The organism is Rahnella perminowiae, from assembly GCF_019049695.1.
GTDB classification, from domain to species: domain Bacteria; phylum Pseudomonadota; class Gammaproteobacteria; order Enterobacterales; family Enterobacteriaceae; genus Rahnella; species Rahnella perminowiae.
In genome coordinates, this window is record NZ_JAFMOT010000148.1 from 1 (window position 1) to 19,407 (window position 19,407).

The 19,407-nt window shown below is 49.9% G+C and carries 20 protein-coding genes and 2 pseudogenes; 9 read left to right on the plus strand and 13 right to left on the minus strand.

Annotation, left to right across the window (positions count from 1 at the left end):
- A pseudogene (locus tag J1781_RS02355) lies at positions 1-111 on the plus strand (integrase); the annotation flags it as partial.
- A gap of 99 nt (positions 112-210) precedes the next feature.
- On the opposite strand, the gene J1781_RS02360 reads toward J1781_RS02355, so the two are convergent.
- The 5 genes and pseudogenes from J1781_RS02360 to J1781_RS02375 all read right to left on the minus strand — a co-directional run bounded on the left by J1781_RS02360 (position 211) and on the right by J1781_RS02375 (position 3,578).
- A complete protein-coding gene (locus J1781_RS02360) occupies positions 211-1,002 on the minus strand; it encodes a hypothetical protein (RefSeq protein WP_217233152.1) in 792 nt (263 codons plus the stop codon).
- A 546-nt stretch (positions 1,003-1,548) separates the two neighbouring features.
- Positions 1,549-1,824 carry a hypothetical protein gene (locus tag J1781_RS02365; RefSeq protein WP_129952268.1) on the minus strand — a complete coding sequence of 92 codons (276 nt, stop codon included), beginning with the start codon at positions 1,822-1,824 and terminating at the stop codon, positions 1,549-1,551.
- Positions 1,821-2,174 carry a colicin gene (locus J1781_RS26105; RefSeq protein WP_238483027.1) on the minus strand — a complete coding sequence of 118 codons (354 nt, stop codon included), beginning with the start codon at positions 2,172-2,174 and terminating at the stop codon, positions 1,821-1,823. The genes J1781_RS02365 and J1781_RS26105 overlap by 4 nt, the downstream gene beginning before the upstream one ends.
- A 60-nt stretch (positions 2,175-2,234) precedes the next feature.
- A pseudogene (locus J1781_RS26110) lies at positions 2,235-2,943 on the minus strand (hypothetical protein); the annotation flags it as partial.
- Positions 2,944-3,170: 227 nt separating this feature from the next.
- Positions 3,171-3,578, minus strand: a complete 408-nt coding sequence (locus J1781_RS02375) for a YqhG/Tai3 family protein (RefSeq protein WP_129991736.1) — start codon at positions 3,576-3,578, stop codon at positions 3,171-3,173.
- Positions 3,579-4,506: 928 nt separating this feature from the next.
- Between J1781_RS02375 and J1781_RS02380 the strand changes: the two genes are divergently transcribed.
- On the plus strand, positions 4,507-4,785 hold the full coding sequence (locus J1781_RS02380) for a DUF3761 domain-containing protein (protein ID WP_129952265.1): 279 nt from the start codon (positions 4,507-4,509) through the stop codon (positions 4,783-4,785).
- Positions 4,786-4,853: 68 nt separating this feature from the next.
- On the opposite strand, the gene nlpA is transcribed toward J1781_RS02380, so the two are convergent.
- Positions 4,854-5,672, minus strand: coding sequence for a lipoprotein NlpA (gene nlpA / locus J1781_RS02385; protein ID WP_129952264.1), 819 nt, complete (start codon positions 5,670-5,672; stop codon positions 4,854-4,856).
- Positions 5,673-5,904: 232 nt separating this feature from the next.
- On the opposite strand from nlpA, the gene J1781_RS02390 reads away from it, so the two are divergent.
- Positions 5,905-6,432, plus strand: coding sequence for a GNAT family N-acetyltransferase (locus J1781_RS02390; RefSeq protein ID WP_217218680.1), 528 nt, complete (start codon positions 5,905-5,907; stop codon positions 6,430-6,432).
- Positions 6,433-6,475: 43 nt separating this feature from the next.
- Here J1781_RS02390 and J1781_RS02395 read toward each other — a convergent pair whose 3' ends face one another.
- The 4 genes from J1781_RS02395 to J1781_RS02410 are packed head-to-tail and all read right to left on the minus strand — an operon-like array spanning position 6,476 to position 11,336.
- Complete coding sequence (locus J1781_RS02395; RefSeq protein ID WP_217233153.1) at positions 6,476-8,014, minus strand: MFS transporter; 1,539 nt, start codon at positions 8,012-8,014, stop codon at positions 6,476-6,478.
- Positions 8,015-8,053: 39 nt separating this feature from the next.
- Complete coding sequence (locus tag J1781_RS02400; RefSeq protein ID WP_217233163.1) at positions 8,054-9,076, minus strand: Gfo/Idh/MocA family protein; 1,023 nt, start codon at positions 9,074-9,076, stop codon at positions 8,054-8,056.
- Positions 9,077-9,090: 14 nt separating this feature from the next.
- A complete protein-coding gene (locus J1781_RS02405; protein WP_129952260.1) occupies positions 9,091-10,158 on the minus strand; it encodes a Gfo/Idh/MocA family protein in 1,068 nt (355 codons plus the stop codon).
- 2 nt (positions 10,159-10,160) lie between these two features.
- The gene (locus J1781_RS02410) at positions 10,161-11,336 is read right to left on the minus strand and encodes a Gfo/Idh/MocA family protein (protein WP_217233154.1); all 1,176 of its coding nucleotides are present in this window, start codon (positions 11,334-11,336) and stop codon (positions 10,161-10,163) included.
- Between the two features lie 285 nt (positions 11,337-11,621).
- On the opposite strand from J1781_RS02410, the gene J1781_RS02415 reads away from it, so the two are divergent.
- The gene (locus tag J1781_RS02415) at positions 11,622-12,683 is read left to right on the plus strand and encodes a LacI family DNA-binding transcriptional regulator (RefSeq protein WP_217220218.1); all 1,062 of its coding nucleotides are present in this window, start codon (positions 11,622-11,624) and stop codon (positions 12,681-12,683) included.
- 91 nt (positions 12,684-12,774) lie between these two features.
- Positions 12,775-13,620 carry a glutathione-dependent disulfide-bond oxidoreductase gene (yghU, locus tag J1781_RS02420; RefSeq protein WP_217233155.1) on the plus strand — a complete coding sequence of 282 codons (846 nt, stop codon included), beginning with the start codon at positions 12,775-12,777 and terminating at the stop codon, positions 13,618-13,620.
- Between the two features lie 52 nt (positions 13,621-13,672).
- On the opposite strand, the gene yghX is transcribed toward yghU, so the two are convergent.
- Complete coding sequence (gene yghX / locus J1781_RS02425) at positions 13,673-14,578, minus strand: YghX family hydrolase (RefSeq protein WP_129952256.1); 906 nt, start codon at positions 14,576-14,578, stop codon at positions 13,673-13,675.
- 155 nt (positions 14,579-14,733) lie between these two features.
- On the opposite strand from yghX, the gene J1781_RS02430 reads away from it, so the two are divergent.
- The gene (locus tag J1781_RS02430; protein ID WP_129952255.1) at positions 14,734-14,934 is read left to right on the plus strand and encodes a DNA polymerase III subunit theta; all 201 of its coding nucleotides are present in this window, start codon (positions 14,734-14,736) and stop codon (positions 14,932-14,934) included.
- 10 nt (positions 14,935-14,944) lie between these two features.
- Here the strand turns inward: J1781_RS02430 and J1781_RS02435 are convergent, their stop codons facing one another.
- Positions 14,945-15,826, minus strand: coding sequence for a LysR substrate-binding domain-containing protein (locus tag J1781_RS02435; protein ID WP_129991733.1), 882 nt, complete (start codon positions 15,824-15,826; stop codon positions 14,945-14,947).
- A 104-nt stretch (positions 15,827-15,930) separates the two neighbouring features.
- Between J1781_RS02435 and J1781_RS02440 the strand changes: the two genes are divergently transcribed.
- Genes J1781_RS02440 through J1781_RS02450 form a run of 3 tightly spaced genes read left to right on the plus strand, consistent with a single transcriptional unit; the run spans position 15,931 to position 17,223 of the window.
- Complete coding sequence (locus J1781_RS02440; protein WP_129991732.1) at positions 15,931-16,254, plus strand: carboxymuconolactone decarboxylase family protein; 324 nt, start codon at positions 15,931-15,933, stop codon at positions 16,252-16,254.
- A gap of 22 nt (positions 16,255-16,276) precedes the next feature.
- Positions 16,277-16,681, plus strand: a complete 405-nt coding sequence (locus J1781_RS02445; RefSeq protein WP_129952252.1) for a tautomerase family protein — start codon at positions 16,277-16,279, stop codon at positions 16,679-16,681.
- The gene (locus tag J1781_RS02450; RefSeq protein WP_129991731.1) at positions 16,681-17,223 is read left to right on the plus strand and encodes a DUF4865 family protein; all 543 of its coding nucleotides are present in this window, start codon (positions 16,681-16,683) and stop codon (positions 17,221-17,223) included. The genes J1781_RS02445 and J1781_RS02450 overlap by 1 nt, the downstream gene beginning before the upstream one ends.
- Positions 17,224-17,227: 4 nt before the next feature.
- Here the strand turns inward: J1781_RS02450 and flhA are convergent, their stop codons facing one another.
- Positions 17,228-19,312: a formate hydrogenlyase transcriptional activator FlhA gene (gene flhA, locus J1781_RS02455; protein WP_408004143.1), complete on the minus strand. Its 2,085-nt coding sequence runs from the start codon at positions 19,310-19,312 to the stop codon at positions 17,228-17,230.
- Positions 19,313-19,407: the final 95 nt, after the last annotated feature.

The following is a 19,407-nucleotide window of genomic DNA, read 5'->3' on the forward strand; positions in this document are numbered from 1 at the left end:
CTGGCTGAATATAACAACGAGCGGCCTCATGAATCCCTGAACAACCTGACGCCGGAAGAGTACCGGCTGATGGCCGAAAACCCGGAAGTCTCAAAAAGTGCGTGGAACTAAAACAGGTGTGCTTACAGGCTGACTACCTTGAAGCATGTAAGGTATGACCTGCTACAACGTTCATTTCAACTGTTGAAAGCTCACGCATTATCGAATCTCCTAATTACAATTGTTTGCGAAAATAACATTTTTACTTCTCATCAATAAAATCCATTGAGAAGGTGAGTTGGCATAATGGATATTGGATATGCCAAATTTTTCAAGAGAAAGAGGTTCATATGAAAACCACTTTTCCGGAAATTTATCTGAATAATTCTCTTCTAACTGTGGGCAATAAGGGTATTTAGAGCCAACATTAATTTTATGGTAAAAAACCAATTCTCTAGATTTGATTTTCTTTACTTCTGGGGACTCAAAGAAGCTATTTCTCGAAAAATCCGTATTCGTATCCAGCTGAAACTCTTTTTCAGGACTGTTTACACCACCGTGCAGTAATAGGTAAGAATCTTTTCCTATGAATTTATTTCTTGCAGCAGGAAATAGATAATTTGCACAAGCAGATGCGCAAACAGTACGAATTCTTATATTAATATGATTTTCCCACATCCAATCAGCTATATCGAGAGCAGCTTCAACGTCACCTCCCATGCTATTGATTGAAATGGATTCAATTTTATCTGGGTGTGGGAAATTACTTAGTGTTGTAAAAGATTCTTTTGATATAAGACCATCAAAGTATACAACATTTCCTTTCTGAACAATGACGGATTCTTCCTGAAAAGGTTTGATATCAGGTATGTCTATTCCAGAAAAACTGTAACCTATAGATGAATAAGATCCCACTAGAGTAACAACTAAGAATCTCAGTATCTTCAGTGTATAATAATAGTCATTATTCAAAACGATTTTCAGAAAACTTTTTTCGTGACTTGAGGTTTTGGCAGCTAGCATTGACACATCTCCTCCCTGGAGAAATATAAATTGATGCCACAATGTAAGCGATACAAAGAAGGTCTATGGTGCTTTTTGTGTAAGCTACTCGTAACTAAATATAAAGTTAAGTTTAAATAGGTAAATATTTGTAAATTCACTTTGAGACTACTCTAGGGCTTTACCAAAGCTTTAGAGTATAAAAACCTCTGTTTGGAGTTGACCTTTCGTATGCGTTGTTCACGCTGCCACACTCTCCTGCGAGTAAAGCTTTCGAGAGATTTTTGCTTCCGTCCGAGACGAATTATTCAAAGATACTAAAATGCAGCCTTTAGAATCCCTACTGTGTGGTTCAGAAAATTATCTCTTTTAGCCTATGGGTCCCCCTGCTACCTTAGATGACAGCCATCGTCCCAAAAAAGGGCTGTTAGACCATTTACCCTGCACAAACATGGCATTGATCTCCTCCCTGAAAACAGTGCCACTTTGAGCCATGCAGCAGGCATTAAAATACCGCCCAATGAGTTGGTCGGCATTTAGCCGCTAGTGCTAGTTTTGCCAAGACCACTAGTCACTCTGAGAGACTGAGTCGTCACTTTGGCTGATAAGTCTCTCAACTATCGCTCGCCCCTTAGGGGTAATTACATAGAAAGGCATTGCTGGCTTATTGCCTTCAACTATGTTGATCATTCCATCCTCCGCAAGTTTCGCTACATAACGTGGTACCTGCCCAACCCCGCCCAAGCCCCTTATCGAAAGCATCCGATCCAGAGTCATCCAAGTCCATTTTTTCTCATCAGCCATTAAAACCTTGAGAATATCTTGTTCTGCTTTAGTCATCATTTAAACGCATCCGGGTGATAAAGTTGATTATCTCGCAAACCGAATTCCTCAAGTGTTGCTGTGTGGGCGTTATTCCATAAATCATACGCTGCAACACCGTCTGTTGGTTGCCCTGACTCCCATCCTAAATTGCAATATCGTTGAAATTCACGGCATTCATGGGTGAAATAGTTCAAATCTACTGGTGCTGGGGCTAAAGTACCGTCAGAGATCTTTCGTAGCCGGTCAATCATAAAGTCATTAGCACTGTCGGGTTCGAAACGCGAAATATGAAGCTCAACGGTATCAACGCCCGCGTGCGTGATGTTAACACCTTCTGTACTTAGCTTTTCAAGCGGCCCACCGGCCAAGTCAGGATCAAACTCTCGTAGACTTGCAGGCCCTCTTGCTCCCTATATTTTTTCAATGCTCTCTATTTCTTGCATTGACCCCAACCGACCAAGCCCAAAGGCCGCGCCGATAGATGCCAAAGCAATAGCCGATCCTGCTGTTGTTTCATTAAGAACTTGATCGTAACCCGCCGGGGCATCTCTGCTGAGCTGTTTTGGCGTAGCCTTCTATGTTTCCATTGTAGATACCGCCAGCAGCTAATAACCGCCCGGCAGCTTTACTATTGATTGTCTTAGTTGACTGGGCATGTTGAACAGGCGCTGAACCCCAACGCCCGTGATCATATTTCTGAGTTGGAAGGGCTTTTACACCTTGTCTTTCAGCTACGGCGAATTCATAAGCATCCATAGCCTGTCGAATAAACCCTTCGTGGTACAGATAGGCTCTGTCACAAATCAGGTCACCATTTTCATCAACGTAAAACGGGTTTTCGACCCAATTCCATTGCTCAGTGGTATCCACACCCATCAGCCAGCCTAACTGAAGATGCTCTTTTATTGAGTCGTAAATGGGATCCACATACCCGGCCTGTGCCCGTCGCCATATGGGCAGTCCTGAGTAAAGGCGCTCAGGAACACTAAAGGGGCTGAATTTGCTGCGGTAATTTCGCTCATCCAGATCATAGTGGGTTTTAGATTGTTCTAAAGCGTGCTCGGGTGAGCAGATATAGGCGAAGTCTTCTGGGCTGAGTTCCCATTCAATTTCACGGCCTTCGTAGAGTGTAAACATGATGCACCTGCTAATCCTTGCAGTTTGGACTGATCAGATTTTCATCATATTATTTTTTTGAGTTAACCAAAATTATTGTGTTTATATGCCTACATAAAAATTAGTTAGTGAAGTAAATGCATGCATTAAAACCGCCAAAAATAGGGCGATTTATTCAGTATGCCACTTCACTGTCACTTTGGTTTGTGCCGTAGTTGTGTCAGGTCAAGTGTCTGAGCTAATACATTTTAGGGCAGGTCTGTCACTGACCTAATTTTCCACCCTCCCTTATCTCTAACAAAGCAGGCGGCAACCCGTTTCCTGTCTGCCAGTCCAAAGGACATGTAAACGTTTGTGCAAACAGGATCAATAACCACCTTTTCAGCCGTTATATGCTGTAGCCAGTCCTTATCATCAAAGTCCTGAACTTTCGTGAAGTAATCAACATCAATCTCATTGGCCTTGTAGGCTTTCATCAGGATGGCGTATGTCCCGTGCTCTACGTATCCGGAAAGTTTCGGATTCTCCAGCGGGTTTTCAAGGCCACTAACCTGCTGGATGTACCAACGATAAAATATTTCAGCCTGCTGCTGCGGTGTTGTCTCAGCGCGCGCCACACAGGTAAACATCATTGCAGCCAGAATGTATCTGCGCATCACTCACCTCTTCCGCTAAATTTTATAGGCGGGCTGATAATGGCGATAGGCTTCGCCGGGGTACATTGTTCGCTGTTTAAAATCTGAGTACCAGCTTACTCCATCAAAAATAGCGGTATGTCCACAGGGGGGCCTGGTATCGGCTGGATTACCGCAAGGTCCCCTTTTTCGGGTGGGGTGCCGCCTGGCATCTCATGAAATCCGGCCCCCCTTAGTGACCCACCGAAATCATGAGCGTTTGCATGAGAAATGAGAAGCCCACCCTCCTCAATTGCCCTCGCAACATAACGCGCACAATAACCAGTGCTGTGAGGCTGCGCATGTTGCCTTGCCCAGCTTATTGCTTCCTCTTTATTCCATGTCATATTAATCTCTCCGTTAAAAACGCTCAGATATTAGGCCTCCGGAATTGTTGTTTTGGGTTAATATGTGCCATAAATAACCTATATATTTATCGCCATTTAAATCCCCCTAATGAATACACTCAAATTAACTCTAAAAACCCTCTTATTTGTCATTGTATTGAGTTAAATGCCCGAACTCGAAAACTTTATTTTCACTGAAATAAAATATTATGACTGAACGTTTTTTTAACATCATAGATCCACGTCATACAGCCCCTTAATAAACGGAGAGTTATTGCCACTTAGTTTTATTATTTACGCTTTTTCTTCCCCTGTATCGCTATGAATAACGTTACGATTGCAATATTTCCATGTAATTTTTTCATAACGTAGTGAAGCGGATTCTAAATGATTCATGTCTTCTCTACACCTGCCTGATAGAAGGAGATGCTGAACTAATCATTACGAAACTTAATAAGTCAGTTAACTACTGTTTAAATATCAGCATTGTTTATGTGGTTATCAGGAGTATTCTCCTCGTCAATCATTCAGGTCATACAACCTCTACAGGGAAAAGTGCAATCATGCGCTTACTGGGATTTTTCCTTTTTGCAGTGGCTCTTTTATGCAACACGGCTGTGGCCAGACAGCATACGCCGCCTTCGTCGCAGGATAGTGAACTCATTGAGCAAGGGGATTACACTAACTCAGACGGGCAGGAAATTCACCGTCCGGCGCATACCAAATCGGGAAAAGCGCCCGATGGCGCATCGGCTCAGTGCAGGGATGGAACATACAGTTTCAGTACGCATCGACGGGGTACATGTTCAAGGCACGGCGGGGTGGCGGCCTGGCTGAACTGAATAAAAAAGCCCACCTTTAAGTGGGCTATTCAGGTTTATCAGCAGGTTAAATTGTCCGGTTTAGCCAATCACCAGCCCGGCACCGCGCCGCCGTTAAAGATTTTCTCCGCCGCTTTTGCCACTTCAGGCGACTGATACGATTTCAGAAACTCCTGCACATTTTCCGCATCTTTATTGTCTGGTCGTGAAACCAGAATGTTCACGTACGGCGAATTTTTATCTTCAATAAATACGCTGTCATGCACCGGTGATAACCCGGTTTGCTGGATATAGGTCGTGCTGATGATCGCCACATCAACTTTCGGGTCATCCAGCACGCGCGGTAACTGCGCACCTTCCAGTTCCATAATATTCAGATGATGCGGGTTTGCGGTGATATCCAGCGCCGTCGGCAGCAGGCCTTTGCCCTCTTTCAGGGTGATCAGCTTCTCTTTTTGCAGCAGAAGAAGCGCCCGGCCTAAATTGGTCGGATCGTTAGGGATCGCCACCGTCGCGCCATCTTTCAGCTGATCCACCGTTTTGATTTTTTTCGAGTAACCCGCCATCGGGAACACAAAAGTGTTGCCAACCGCCACCAGATGATAACCGTGGGCTTTATTATCCTGATCAAGGAACGGACGGTGCTGGAAAACGTTCGCATCCAGATCACCATGCTCGGTTGCGTCATTTGGTAATAATGAACCACTGAAACCAACCAGTTCGACATCCAGACCGTATTTATCCTTCGCGACCTTTTTCGCCACTTCCGCCACATCCTGCTCTGCGCCATTAATCACGCCGACTTTGATATGCTTCGTATCGTCACTTTTTTGATCACAACCCGCCAGCAGTAATCCCGCCAGCAATACCACAGCACCCGTGCGTAAATGAGGTAACGTCAGTTTCACTTTTTTTCCTTAAAAAATAACCGCTAATGGACAATGGACTGACTATAGCAGGAGGATTACCGCAGTTTAAAAAACCAATAAAGCACTGCTAAGAAGAAAAAAGTATATAGATGCCCCGCTTAAGTCCGGCTAACCAAAGCTTTTCCTTATATCAGTGATAAAGGGTTTGCTCTCCCTGATACATTTGGGAAAGAGTAGGCAAAACAGAAATCACTGATGAGAACCTGCAAGAATGGAAATTACGGAAGCCGAAGCGCAGCATATTCCTGCGATACAGAAAATTTATGCCTGGCACGTGCTTCATGGAACCGCCTCGTTTGAGACGCAGCCACCGGATGAACGCGAGATGGCGGGTCGTCTGAAGAAAATTAAAGACGCAGGTTTACTCTGGCTGGTAGTTTTGCATGAAGGCGAAGTGAAGGGATATTGCTACCTCGGACATTATCGTGAACGCTATGCGTACCGCCATACACTGGAGGATTCAATCTATATTGATCCTGCTTTTCAGAAGCGCGGCGCGGGGAAAGCCCTGCTTCGCCGGGCGATAGACTGGGCAGAAACCCACGGCTATCGTCAGTTGATCGGTAACGTTGGTGACAGCGAAAATAAAGCCTCAATCAGCTTACATCTCGCTGCCGGTTTTCAGATGAAAGGCACGCTGCATTGCGTTGGATTTAAGCATGGCCGCTGGCTGGACACCGTGTTTATGCAGCGCGCACTGGGAGACGGAAACCAGACCCTGCCCGCACCGGATCACTGACAGGAAATTCCTGCGGGCCTTGTTGCTGCCCGCAGGCGACTGATTACTCAATCGCTAATTTTTCCCGCGTGGTTTTACGTGTCGCGCTGCCGCCCCAGACTTCGTTGTATTCGTAACCGGTCAGATCTTTAATCACCTTACGCGCGGTTTCATCACAATCTTCCTGAGCGCCGCCCAGTTTCAGGCGCGCCGTTTCTTTGATCAGAATTTTATGCGTATCCCGCGTTAGTTTGAATTTGAAAGTCATATAGAAACTGATCGCCAGCAACGCACCGGTGGCGAAGATCATCAGACCGATGATCGCGTGTAACGCACTGACCGGCTGAGCGCCCTGCCCTTTCACAAATCCACATTCTTCCAGCACCAGGCCAACGATCATGATGGCAATCGCGACGGTACTTTTACGGGTAAATACCATGACCCCGGCAAAGATCCCCTCGCGGCGTTTTTTAGTGACTATTTCGTCGACGTCCGGAATAAAGCTGTAAATATTCCATGGGATATAATAAAGCCCTGAACGTCCGAAACCTAATATAACAAATATGGAGGTAAATAGGATTAATGGTACTGATGTCCTGGTGATATAAATATAAAACAGAACAGCCAGCACAATAAATATACACCCATAAGCTATCCGCAACGCAGCTGACGGTGAAAGATTCAGGCGTTCCATAACCATCATATAAAAAATTGTCGATGGCACAGAAACAAAAGCCGCCACACTTAAATAACCGGAAACTGCCCCCACATCCTGATTCAGGCCATAAACCACATAATAGGTAAAGACAGCACCGAATACGTCCATGGCCGTGAAGGAAGCAATATAAATAATAATATGCTGACGAAACATACGGATATTAAACGATGAGATAAAATCTAAAACCAGACGTTTCAGATGATGCCAGAGGTTGCCGCCGGTTTCCATTTCCGGTTCCGGCTCATCCGGATCCCGCACATCTTTGGCTTCCCAGGTACACAGCCATGTGGTGAAAACCGCAATACAAAATACCGTGGCGAAAAACATACCGGTATAGGTATAGGTCATCGGATTATCTTTACCGGTAAACATCATGATCACCCCCGGCACAGACACGGCCAGGAAGCCACCGAGTTGCGAGCAAATCATACGCACACCGGCAAGGCGGGTACGTTCGCCAAAGCGGTTGGTCATCTCTGCCGCCAGCGTTTCCCACGGCACCAGCACCATCGCCGACAGTAATTCAATCGACAGATACGTGCCAAGGTAATACCAGTAGCCCATGTCTTTGATCCAGACCAGCGCATACAGGAACATCAGCGGCGAGCTGAGCAGCAGGAAAAACCGACGGCGGCCAAACCGTTTTCCAAGCCATGTATTGCCAAAGTGATCGGTAATATAGCCCATAATCGGACTTAATACGGCGTCAATCACACGGGCAATAGCAAAAATAGACCCCGCTTCTAAAACGGTTAATCCGCAATACATGGTATAGAAGAATAAAAGCCAGGTACCGATAACGGCGAATGCACCGCCACCAAATAAGTCGGTTACGCCATAGCCTATAGCCGTGCCGTAACCCACTCTGCGTTCAGTAGGTTTCATTATTATTATCCTGTGAATGTGAGGTAATTAATAAATTATTTAATCAGCCAGAGTGATCCATTTCCCTGATTGTGAAGAACGGTAGATTGCCCCGATAATATTCAGAGACACTCCGGCTTGTGAAACAGAGGTATAATTTTTTTCTTCAGGATGTCGAAGTGAATAATAGAAATTTGAAACGGCCTGACGGTGACTGTCACCCCAGTAGCTTTTGGTTGCTCCTGACGGACTGTCATCGCTGACCAGCAATGTTTTGTTTTCTCCTTCAGTCAGCCATAACGTGTTGTGATACAACTGCAGCAGTCCTTTTTCACAGTGGATCTCCAGCAGTAACGGCGAATCTGTGCTGTGGCAGTTGGTGGCATAAAACAATCCGCGGGCCCCGTTGGTCATTTTCAGACTGGCCATGGCGGTGTCTTCATTTTCCGTCACATCACTGAGAAAGGTTCTTTCGACCACCCCTTTCAGCGCCAGAACACCGCCACCAAACCACTGCATTAAATCCAGTGTATGAATTGCCTGATTGATCAGCAGGCTGCCGCCTTCGGTGGCAAACCGCCCGCGCCACAGGCTTTCGCTGTAATAGGCATCGCTGCGCGACCAGGTCAGAACGGCTTTGATGCTCAGCATGTTGCCCAGTTGCCCGCTTTCCAGCAGCATTTTGATTTTCTGGCTGGAAGGGTTCAGGCGGTTCTGATGACAGACGCCAATGTGTCCTGCGGCCTTTTCCTCCGCGAGTTTAATGGCGCTGACTTCGCCGCTATTCAGCGCCACCGGTTTCTCGGTGAAAATATGCTTTCCGGCTGCCAGTGCGGCGAGAATAGCCTCCTTGTGCAGATGATGCGGCAGACAGATATGCACCACGTCGATCTGCGGGTCCCTCAACATCTCATGATAATCCGTGTAAAAATCACACCCGTATTCCCGGGCCAGCGCCCGGCCTTTGCCGATATCGCACTCCGCAATCGCGCGTAACCGGCACTCCGGGTTCTGGCGGATCGCCGCTACATGGCAGGTATGGATAGCTCCGCAACCGATCACCGCAGCCTGAAGAGTTTTCATCATCTGCTCCCGTTTCAGTGAGTTTCGTTTGCCAGCATTTGCGCACGGACGCACAACTCGGCGGCTTTAAAGGCATGCTCCTGCGTCATGGCGTTTTCGGTACGGTTCAGGCAGTCAAGGATCAGTTGGCCAAAGAACGGGAAGCCGACGTGGCCGGAAACCGGGAAACGGAATTCGCCTTGCTGATTGACCAGATACACCACGTCCTGTTCGCCGAGCGTGAGATCGACATATTTGCGGATCTCGATATAACCCCCGGTACCGAGCAGCGTCAGACGGCCGTCGCCCCAGGTACTCAGCCCCTCAGGGGTAAACCAGTCGCAGCGGAAATAACCGCGCGCACCGTTTTCACCTTCCAGCATCGTGTCGCCGAAATCTTCAAAGTGCGGATATTGCGGGTGATTGAAGTTGAGTGCCTGTGCCGCCACCACGCGCGCATTATGGTTGCCGGTATAAAACAAAAATTGTTCAATCTGATGGCTGCCGATATCGCACAAGATGCCGCCAAAACGTTCCCGCTCGTAGAACCAGTCCGGACGCCCTTCACCTTCACGGTGCGGGCCCGTCCCGAGGGTCTGGATCACCCGGCCGATCGCCCCTTCCTGCACCAGTTGCCCCGCGAAAACCGCACTTTCAACATGCAGTCGTTCGCTGTAATACACGGCATACTTGCGCCCGGTTTCGGCCACTTTGGCCTTCGCTTGCGCCAGTTGTTCCAGCGTGGTCAGCGGCGCTTTGTCAGTGAAATAATCTTTCCCGGCCGCCATGACTTTCAGCCCCAGCGCACAGCGTTCAGACGGAATGCCTGCCCCGGCGATCATCTGCACTGCCTTATCATCAAGGAGTGTCTGCAATGAATCCGCAACCTTAACCTGCGGATACTGCGCGACAAATTTTTCGACTTTGGCCGGATCAGGATCGTAAACCCATTTCAGGCTGGCACCCGCCTCGATCAGCCCATTGCACATGCCGTAGATATGCCCGTGATCCAATGCCGCCGCGGCAATCACGAATTCACCGGGTTTCACCACCGGCTGCGGTTTGCCTACCGGCGCGTAGTTCATACCATCTTTATTACTCATGTTCAGGCTCCTTTATCCATGTTTTTACCGAGCGGGATTGCATCTTCATCGGCGAAGTTATCTACAGAGGCGGATTTTTCATAAAAATGCGGTGCCAGCGACATCAGCCCGCCGGTCTGATAAAACGGATCGGAAGGGGTCAGTGGCAAAGAGACAATGCTGCGGGTAATGGCTGATTTATAAATTGCGGCGATAAGCTCCAGTGAGCGCTTGCCCTGAATGCCGTCGATCAGCGGCGCGGTGCCGGTTTCCAGTGCCGTCAGGAAATTGTCAATCTGGCCGGTATGCAGGGTATAAGTGAGTTTTGGGACAGACTGATAAATGTCTTCAAGCTGGTTTTCCCGATCCGTATCGCGCGCATCGATCGGGAAACCGTTAGGGGCAGAAATGCTGGCGTATTTATCCCACGGAGCAGAAATGCGCGCTTTCGTGCCCTGGATGACAATTTTCTGATCTTCCCCGTGATGCACCACCGACGCCGTCAGTTGGGTCAGTGCGCCGGAGTCGTATTTGAAAATAGCCGCCGAGAGATCTTCCACTTCGGCATTATCGTGCGCGGCGTTAGTGATCACCGATACCACTTCAGACGGGAAACCGAGCATCCACTGAATTGCATCAATATGATGAACGGCGTGATTGAGTGTGCAACCACCCGCTTCTTTTTCCCAGGTACCGCGCCACCATAAATCATAATAGGAATGTCCGCGCCACCAGAAGGAATCCACTTGCGCATGGCATACATTACCGGCCTCGCCGGAATCGAGGACTTTTTTCAGCCGCCAGAACGCGTCGGTAAAACGATTTTGCGCAATGATCGATAACGTTTTCCCGCTCGCCTGCACGGCGCTGATCATCGCATCGCATTCCTGTAACGAGGCCGCCATGGGTTTTTCGCAAAGTACATGTTTCCCCGCATTCAGCGCATTAATAGAAATCTCAGCGTGAACATACGGTGGCGTACAAACGTCAAAAACGTCGATATTCGCATCATTGAGGATGTCCTCATGGCTGGCGTAGACTTTGGCTCCCGTGAGGCCGTAATGACGTTTTTTCTCTTCGGCTTTCTCCGGGTAAATATCTACCAGCGCAACAATCTGGCAACGGTCAGCAAACTCTAAATATCCCTGAATATGATTATGCGAAATATTACCCGTACCAATGATTGCTATTTTTAACATTATTTTACTCCTTAATATTTTACCGGACAGCAGACGAATTTAAGCGACATAAAGGGCGTCACCCTGTTGAATTCTTTAAATATTCAGCGCGGATAAATACCTTATTTCTTGTTTGTGAGGTTTATATTCTGGAGAGTAGTAATGGTTTTTTTTTCCAACAACTGCTATTTGTGACAGGAATTGCAGTGCTGTTTGCGGGATTTGCTATCATCCTGAATAGCCCATGAATTACAAACAGTTAACCGTGGCAATAAGTCCATCTTCTTATGAGGCGTTGATCACAAAATGACGGGAAAATTAAAAATCAGGCAAATAGCGGAATTAACCGGGCTATCTCCGAGCACCGTTTCCCGTGTGCTGGCAGGGAAAGCAAATGTCAGCCCGCAGGCAAAAGAGAAAGTATTTACACACGCAAGAAACATGGGTATTTTGCGCGACATTCCTGCCAGTCGTCTGTTAATGAATTCTCTGTTAATTTGCGCGCCTCCGGCGGCATTTTCTCCGTATGAAGATCTCTACTATTATGAAGTGATTCAGCAAATAACGGCGGAAGTGGCGCGCTTCGATATTCATATCCGCAAATGTGCGCTTGAGGTGAATGATCCGGATATTGCCGTCTTTATGCAGGCGTTGCATCAGTCGGATGCCGACGGGATCATCATCATCGGTATTGATGACGTGATGCTTTATCGCCTGGCCGCCGAATCCAATAAGCCGGTGGTAATGGTCAATGCCAAAGACCGCGAAATGCGCCTCGATTGCGTATCCGCAGACCATTATTCCCTGGGCTACAGCGCGGCAAGTTTCCTGTTTCTCAAGGGCCATCGCCCGGTTTTACTGTTCACCGATCTGCGCCGTGAAACCATGATGCAGCGGCTGGACGGCTTTAAACGTGCCTGCCTGGAACATCACATCGTTTTCGACGAAGCCACACACTTGCTGATAAATCACGGCAATGGCAAAGAGCAGGCGCGGGAAAGTTTTGAAAAATACCTGCGCGAACATACGCGTGAATCGCTGCCGTCGGCGATTATTTGCGGCAGCACGCCGATTGCACACGCCACGCTGGAAGCCCTGACGGCGTGCGGCATTCAGGTACCGGAGGATATTTCGGTGATCAGCATGGATTTCGAGCATGGCCTGAAAACCCTCACGCCGATGAACTTTACGTCCGTGCTTTTACCCTGCCGCGAGCTGGGCAGCGAGGCCGTGTATATTCTGCAAAGCCGCCTGACACGGGCCACCGGCGCGAAATTCAATCTACTGTTACAGGGAAAAATTCACCCTGGCCAGTCGGTGGCCGATGTGAAATGGAAGCGCAAAGGGTTGTATCACACTGCCAGCTAGCCGCCCCCCAAGGGCACATTCTCAGCGCCGCCATTGTTTATCTCCTGCTAAACTTTTGGGTCTTAACTCAAAAAAAGATGCGGAGATTGCAATGTCAGAACAGTATCAGCCCCCTGAAGTCTGGACCTGGAATAAAGATGAAGTCAGCAAGTTCTCGAACATCAACCGCCCGATAGCGGGCCCGACGCACGAAAAAACGCTGCCGGTGGGTAAACACCCGCTTCAGCTTTATTCCCTTGGCACGCCGAACGGCCAGAAAGTGACGATCCTGCTGGAAGAGTTACTGGCGCTGGGCATCAGCGGTGCGGAATACGATGCATTTATTATCCGCATCAACGAAGGCGATCAGTTCTCCAGCGGCTTTGTTGACGTTAACCCGAACTCGAAAATTCCGGCGCTGCTGGATAACTCCACCACCCCGCCGATCCGTGTGTTTGAATCGGGCAACATCCTGCTTTATCTGGCAGAGAAGTTCGGCAAATTCCTGCCTGAAGATCTTGCCGGTCGCACCGAAACCCTGAACTGGTTGTTCTGGCTGCAAGGGTCCGCACCCTATCTTGGCGGCGGTTTCGGTCATTTTTATCACTACGCGCCGGTCAAAATCGAATACGCCATTAACCGCTTTACCATGGAAGCCAAACGCCAGCTCGACGTATTAGACCGTCAGCTTGCCGGACACCGTTATATTGCCGGTGAAGAATATACGATTGCCGATATCGCCATTTTCACCTGGTACGGCAGTCTGGCACAGGGCGGTCTGTACGAGTCTGCTAAATTCCTCGACATCCAATCCTATAAGCACTTCCAGCGCTGGGCCGCCGAGGTCGCAAGCCGTCCGGCGGTTAAACGCGGACGCATTGTGAACCGCACCTGGGGCGATGAACAGCTGGAAGAGCGCCATGATGCTTCGGATTTCGACGGCATCCTGAAATCATAACAGGCGTCTGAAACAAAAAAGAGCGGGGATTTTACCCTCCCGCTCTTTTCTTTTATGCACTTTCTGTCGGTAATTCGAGGTATTTTTTAAACCAGGCAACGGTTCTTTCCCACGCCAGATCGGCTGCCGCTTTATCATAACGCGGCGTCGAATCGTTGTGAAAACCGTGGTTAACACCGGGGTAAATATACGCTTCATAAATTTTATCATTGGCCTTCAGCGCCGCTTCATATGCCGGCCAGCCTTCGGTAATCGGCTTATCCAGTTCAGCATAATGCAGCAATAACGGCGCTTTGATGCGCGGCACATCTTCCGGTTTCGGCTGGCGTCCGTAGAATGGCACGGCAGCAGCAAGTTCAGGGTAAGCCACCGCAGCCGCATTCGCCACACCTCCGCCGTAACAGAAACCGGTGATACCCACTTTGCCGGTGCCGGTCCCGTGGTGCATCAGAAATTCTACCGCCGCGAAAAAGTCGTTCATCAGCTTGGTCGGATCGACATTTTTTTGCAGTTCGCGCCCTTTTTCGTCATTGCCCGGATAACCGCCGACCGAACTCAGTCCGTCCGGCGCCAGCGCCACAAATCCGGCTTTCGCTACCCGCCGCGCAACATCTTCGATATACGGATTCAGCCCGCGATTTTCATGCACCACCACCACGCCGGGCACTTTGCCGGTCAGGTTGGCCGGACGTACCAGATAACCTTTCACGCTGCCGTGCCCCTGCGGTGACGGATACTGAATGTATTCCGCCACAATATCCGGATCGGTGAAGGGTACCTGTTCGGCATAGGCATAATTTGGCGTCATCAGCGTGGTCAGTGCAGCCAGCGACAATCCGCCCGCCACAAACTTCGCCGAGAGATCAAGAAACTCACGTTTGGTCATTTTGCCGTGCACATAGAAATCAAAGTATTCGAGGAGTTCAGGCGGGAAATCTCTGGCGGTCATTCGGGTCATCTTCAGGCTCCGTTCCGGACAAGTGAAGAATAAATAATGGCCTGTTTTTGACGATTTTGTAAACCAACGGTGAAATTGAGACCTGATCTGAGCCGGGAAGCAAAACCTTTCGCCCGCTGAGAATGCTAAACTGCAAGCAGTCAACAGGAGATACCATGAACAAAACACTCGCAGGGCTTAGCAAAGAAGAGATGGATAAAGTGAGTGCCGGGCTGGCGGCCGGGACTGTCGCGGTGCGTGAGCGCAATAATCTGCCGGTCAACGCAGATGAAGTGGAGATGGAGCAGCCGGAACATCTGCGTGCTTATTTTCGCGAACGTCTGGAACATTACCGTCAGCAACCGGTTAAAAAGTAATTACCGCGGCTCAGTATTGCTGCGTAAAGAAGCCGATAATGGCCTCCCTCAGGCTGGCGGCCGCCTCGCCCGGCGGCGTCAGGCTCTGGTGCAGGCTGATCCCCACGTCACCTGGCGCGGGGAATTCCCTTAAAATTCTGACGGTTGCCGGTACACCGAAATCCGTACGCACGGTGACCCCGAGCCCGGCCGACATTGCCGCCCAAATCCCGCTCAGACTGCGGCTGGTGAAGGCTATCCGCCAGGCAATTCCGGCATTATCCAGCGCCGTCGTCGCAGCGTTACGCATCAGGCACGGCGCTTCGAACACCAGCAAAGGCACCGGTTCGCCGGTTTCCTGATAATGCGTCAGGTTGAAATTTTCAGGGCCAATCCAGCGCAGCGGCACACGTCCGAGCGACCGGCTTGACGGGAAAAGCGACGTTTCATCAGCCTGCCAGCACACAGCCAGATCAAACTCGTTATGCCGGATCCCGTCCAGCAGTTGCTGATTACGGGTAATACTGGCCGAAACTTGCACCTGCGGATGCGTGCGGGTGAATGTGCCGAGAATGGCCGGTAACAAGGTTTCGCCGAAATCCTCCTGCATGCCCAGATTCAGGCTGCCACTCAGCGCGCCGGCAAGCAGCACGGCGCTGGCCTCATCATTCAGGCTGAGGATCCGCCTCGCATAACTGAGCATCACTTCGCCGCGTCCGGTCAGGATCAGGTGCCGTCCGGATTTCTGTACCAGCTCCGTGCCCGCCTGTTGCTCCAGTTTTTTCAGCTGTGCGCTGACGGCAGACGTTGAACGCCCCAGCCGGTCAGCGGCCAGCACAAAGCTCCCCAGCTCAATGCCGGTAACAAAACTGCGCAAGGCTTCTGAATCAAAAGTGACCGGTCTTTTCGCCATGCTTAATCATCCTGTTTTTATGGATTAATGCTACTGATATTTTCGATATTCAGGATAATCATAACGCCTTATGCTCCTTTTCACACCGAAAAAAGGAGCCTGATATGAGCACAACCTCTTCCCAAACGCAGACGCTGGATACCATGTCACGCCTGACACCCAAACTGGCAGAACTGACGGAACAGGTGTTATTCGGCGATCTGTGGAAACGAAATGAACTGTCTGCGCGTGACCGCAGCCTGATCACTGTTGCCGCACTGATTGCCCTCAGCCGCAGTGAACAACTGCCTTTTCATCTGGATCTGGCGGTCAGCAACGGTGTCACACATACCGAACTGTCGGAAGTGATCACTCATCTGGCGTTTTATGCCGGATGGCCCGCCGCCGCGTCTGCCCTGAGCCGCTTCGCCGCTCTCAATGATCAGTAACCAGTAACCGGAGGAACCGACGATGCCTTTTACCCGAATCTCTTTACCTGCTCACCGCGCGGACGCCTGGCAGAACGCCATTTCAGCCACATTGCAGGAAACACTGGTTGATCACTTTTCCGTGCCCGCAGAGGATTGTTTTCAGCTGTTCGAACCGGCGGTCCGCCGCCAGCGGGTGATCAGTCCCACCTATTTAGCGGGCGAAAATGACCGGCGTTCGGACGATTTTTTGCTGTTTCACATTACGGCAGGTAAACCGCGTAACAGTTATCAGAAACAGCAACTGTTCCGGCATCTGGCCGAAAAGCTACACATCACGCTGGGCATTTCTCCGGCTGATGTGATGGTAGTGGTGAGTTTTACCCGGCCGGAAGACTGGTCGTTCAGTCACGGAGACATGTTCAGCATCCCGCAGGGAGCAGCCTGATGATTGCCATGCAATACAGTTTTACGCTGCCCGCAGATTACGACATGGACATTATTGAAAAGCGCATTGCCGATAACGGATACCGGACTGATGGCCTGGCGGGGCTTATTTTCAAAACGTATCTCTACGCCCGCCGTGACTGCCCGCAAACCGGCAGTACAGAAAATATCTACGCGCCGTTTTATCTGTGGCAGGACGTGTCAGGCATGAACCGTTTTATTTCAGGAGCGGGTTTTCAGGGTGTCGCCAACGCCTTCGGCTGGCCGCAGATCCGGGTTTATCCGGTGCTGGCAGCAAAAATGAGTAATGATGTCGCACAAGCGGTTTACGCCAAAAGAGAGATAACGGACATCGCACCGTTCAGTGATCTTGCGCCATTAGCTGAGGAAAACATCAATGACAGGCTGATCGACGTCACCGCCTGGGATACAACAAACTGGAAGAAAATACATTTTACGGCAGGGAGAAACCCGCTGGCAGGCGGTGGACAGAATTACCGCATCGGCCACATTTCATTGTCCGGTGCGGTAAAAGCAGTCTGACCGGTTAATGCGCGGCGATGCCTAATTTCTTCATTCTCGACAACAGTGTCGTGCGTTTTAACCCCAGACGCTGCGCCGCGCCACGCGGACCGGCGACCACGCCGTTGGTTTCTTTAAGTACCTGAAGGATGCGTTCGCGCTCGTCTTCCTCACTCAGGTGCGGAGCGGACGCAATATCAGGCGCGGAGGCCACCGGCACCGGCTGCGACACCGGCAACGGGTAATTCAGTTCAGGAAGTTGTAAATCCAGCACCGTTCCACGGGTCAGCAATACGGCGCGTTCGATAACATTTTCCAGCTCGCGCACGTTGCCCGGCCACGGCATCCGGCTCAGTAACCGTAAGGTCTCGGCCGGAATACTGTCGATGGTGCGTTTCATGCGTTTGGCGATTTTATAGGTCAGGAATTTCACCAGTTGCGGAATGTCTTCAGGGCGTTCACGCAGCGGCGGGATCACAATCGGGAAGACATTCAGCCGGTAATACAAATCACTGCGAAACTCTTTATCCGCCACCATCTGACGTAAATCGCGGTTCGTTGCTGCAATCATCCGCACATCCACCGATATCAGTTTATTGCCGCCGACACGTTCAAACTCCTGCTCCTGCAAAATGCGCAGCAGCTTGGGTTGCAGTTCAACGGGGATTTCACCGACTTCATCGAGGAATAACGTGCCTTTGTCGGCCAGCTCAAAACGGCCCATACGTTGCGCGGTGGCACCGGTAAACGAGCCTTTTTCATGGCCGAATAAATCGCTTTCCATTAAGCCGGCAGGCATGGCTGCGCAGTTCATTTTCACCATCCGCTGATCACGACGATCCCCCAGATTATGGATCGCACGGGCGATCAGCTCCTTACCGGTGCCGGTTTCGCCAAGGATCAGCACCGAACAGTCACTTTTCGCTACGATTTCCACCTGTTTCAGTACCGCTGACATACTGGAGCTGCGCCCGACAATGTCACTGAAATCCGGATTATTGCTGTTGATCTGCTCGGTGAGATACAGATTTTCGTGTTGCAGTTTCTCCTTCAGGCTTTTAATTTCCTGATAGGCCAGCGCGTTATCCACGGCAATCGCAATGCGTTCGGCGATCTGCTGTAACACCCGCAGGTTAGCGGAATTGAAGTTATCCGGCTGGCACTGTGCCAGTTTCAGAACGCCCAGCGTTTTATGACCAAAACGTAACGGCAGAATGCACAGGGTTTTGGTCTGATCCCGCCATAACAGCTGGAACAATGTGCTTTCATCATCCGGCTCTTCCGCAGCCCGCACATTAGTCAGCAACATTTCGCCATTTTTCATCACCTGCTGTTCCAGTGATCCGTCGAGCGACATGCGCGACTGTTCACGCTCCGCAACGTGCGTCTGCACGTAATGGGTCGCGTAAACACTGGCTTGTTCGCTGTCTTTATCGGCATCACACAGCACAATGCTGATGGCGTTAATGTGGAAGAAGTGGTGAATAGTCTTGGCGATTTCACCGGTCAGTTCGTCGAGATCCAGCTTGGACAGGACGGCATTAGTGATATCGACCAGAATACGGAAATCGTCACGTTCATGGCGTAGCAGCGATTGCTGGAGCAACGCGTTTTCGCGCAACTGGATTTGTTCGACCGCAATGGCAGCCAGCGTGCAAAGGTCATAGAGACCATTTTTGTCTTCCTCACTGAACGGGGTCGCATGCTGACGGGTAAATTCGCAGCCGCCCAGCAACCCGGAAGAAGCCAGTAAAGGGACCAGACAATAATCGGTAAACGCCGGATACAGATTCAGCGCAGCCAGCTGAGGATAGCGAAGATGCAGCGCTTCGCTGCGCCAGACCTGCGTTTTGGGATTCTTCAACAGCGCATGCACCGGGCCTGTCGCCAGCAGCGTTTCATCCTCATAACTGACCGGTTGATGATGAGGATCGATACCATAAAAGCTGACGCGTTCACTGTTATTGTCGAACAACACCAGTGTTACGGCTTCCGCAATACCGGCAGTCTGAATCACCTGAGTCAGGGTTTCCAGCAGCGATGTCATGGTCTGCTGCAGCAACAAGGTGCGCGTCAGTTCCAGTAATCCTTTGTGTTTTGTGGTGCTCATTGTTGCACTCTGCATAGCGTTGGCTCTGGATAACGTGATTTTGGAAACAAGCTTTTTAACCTCGGAGAACAGCGAAAATTCTACCCCTTTCGGCG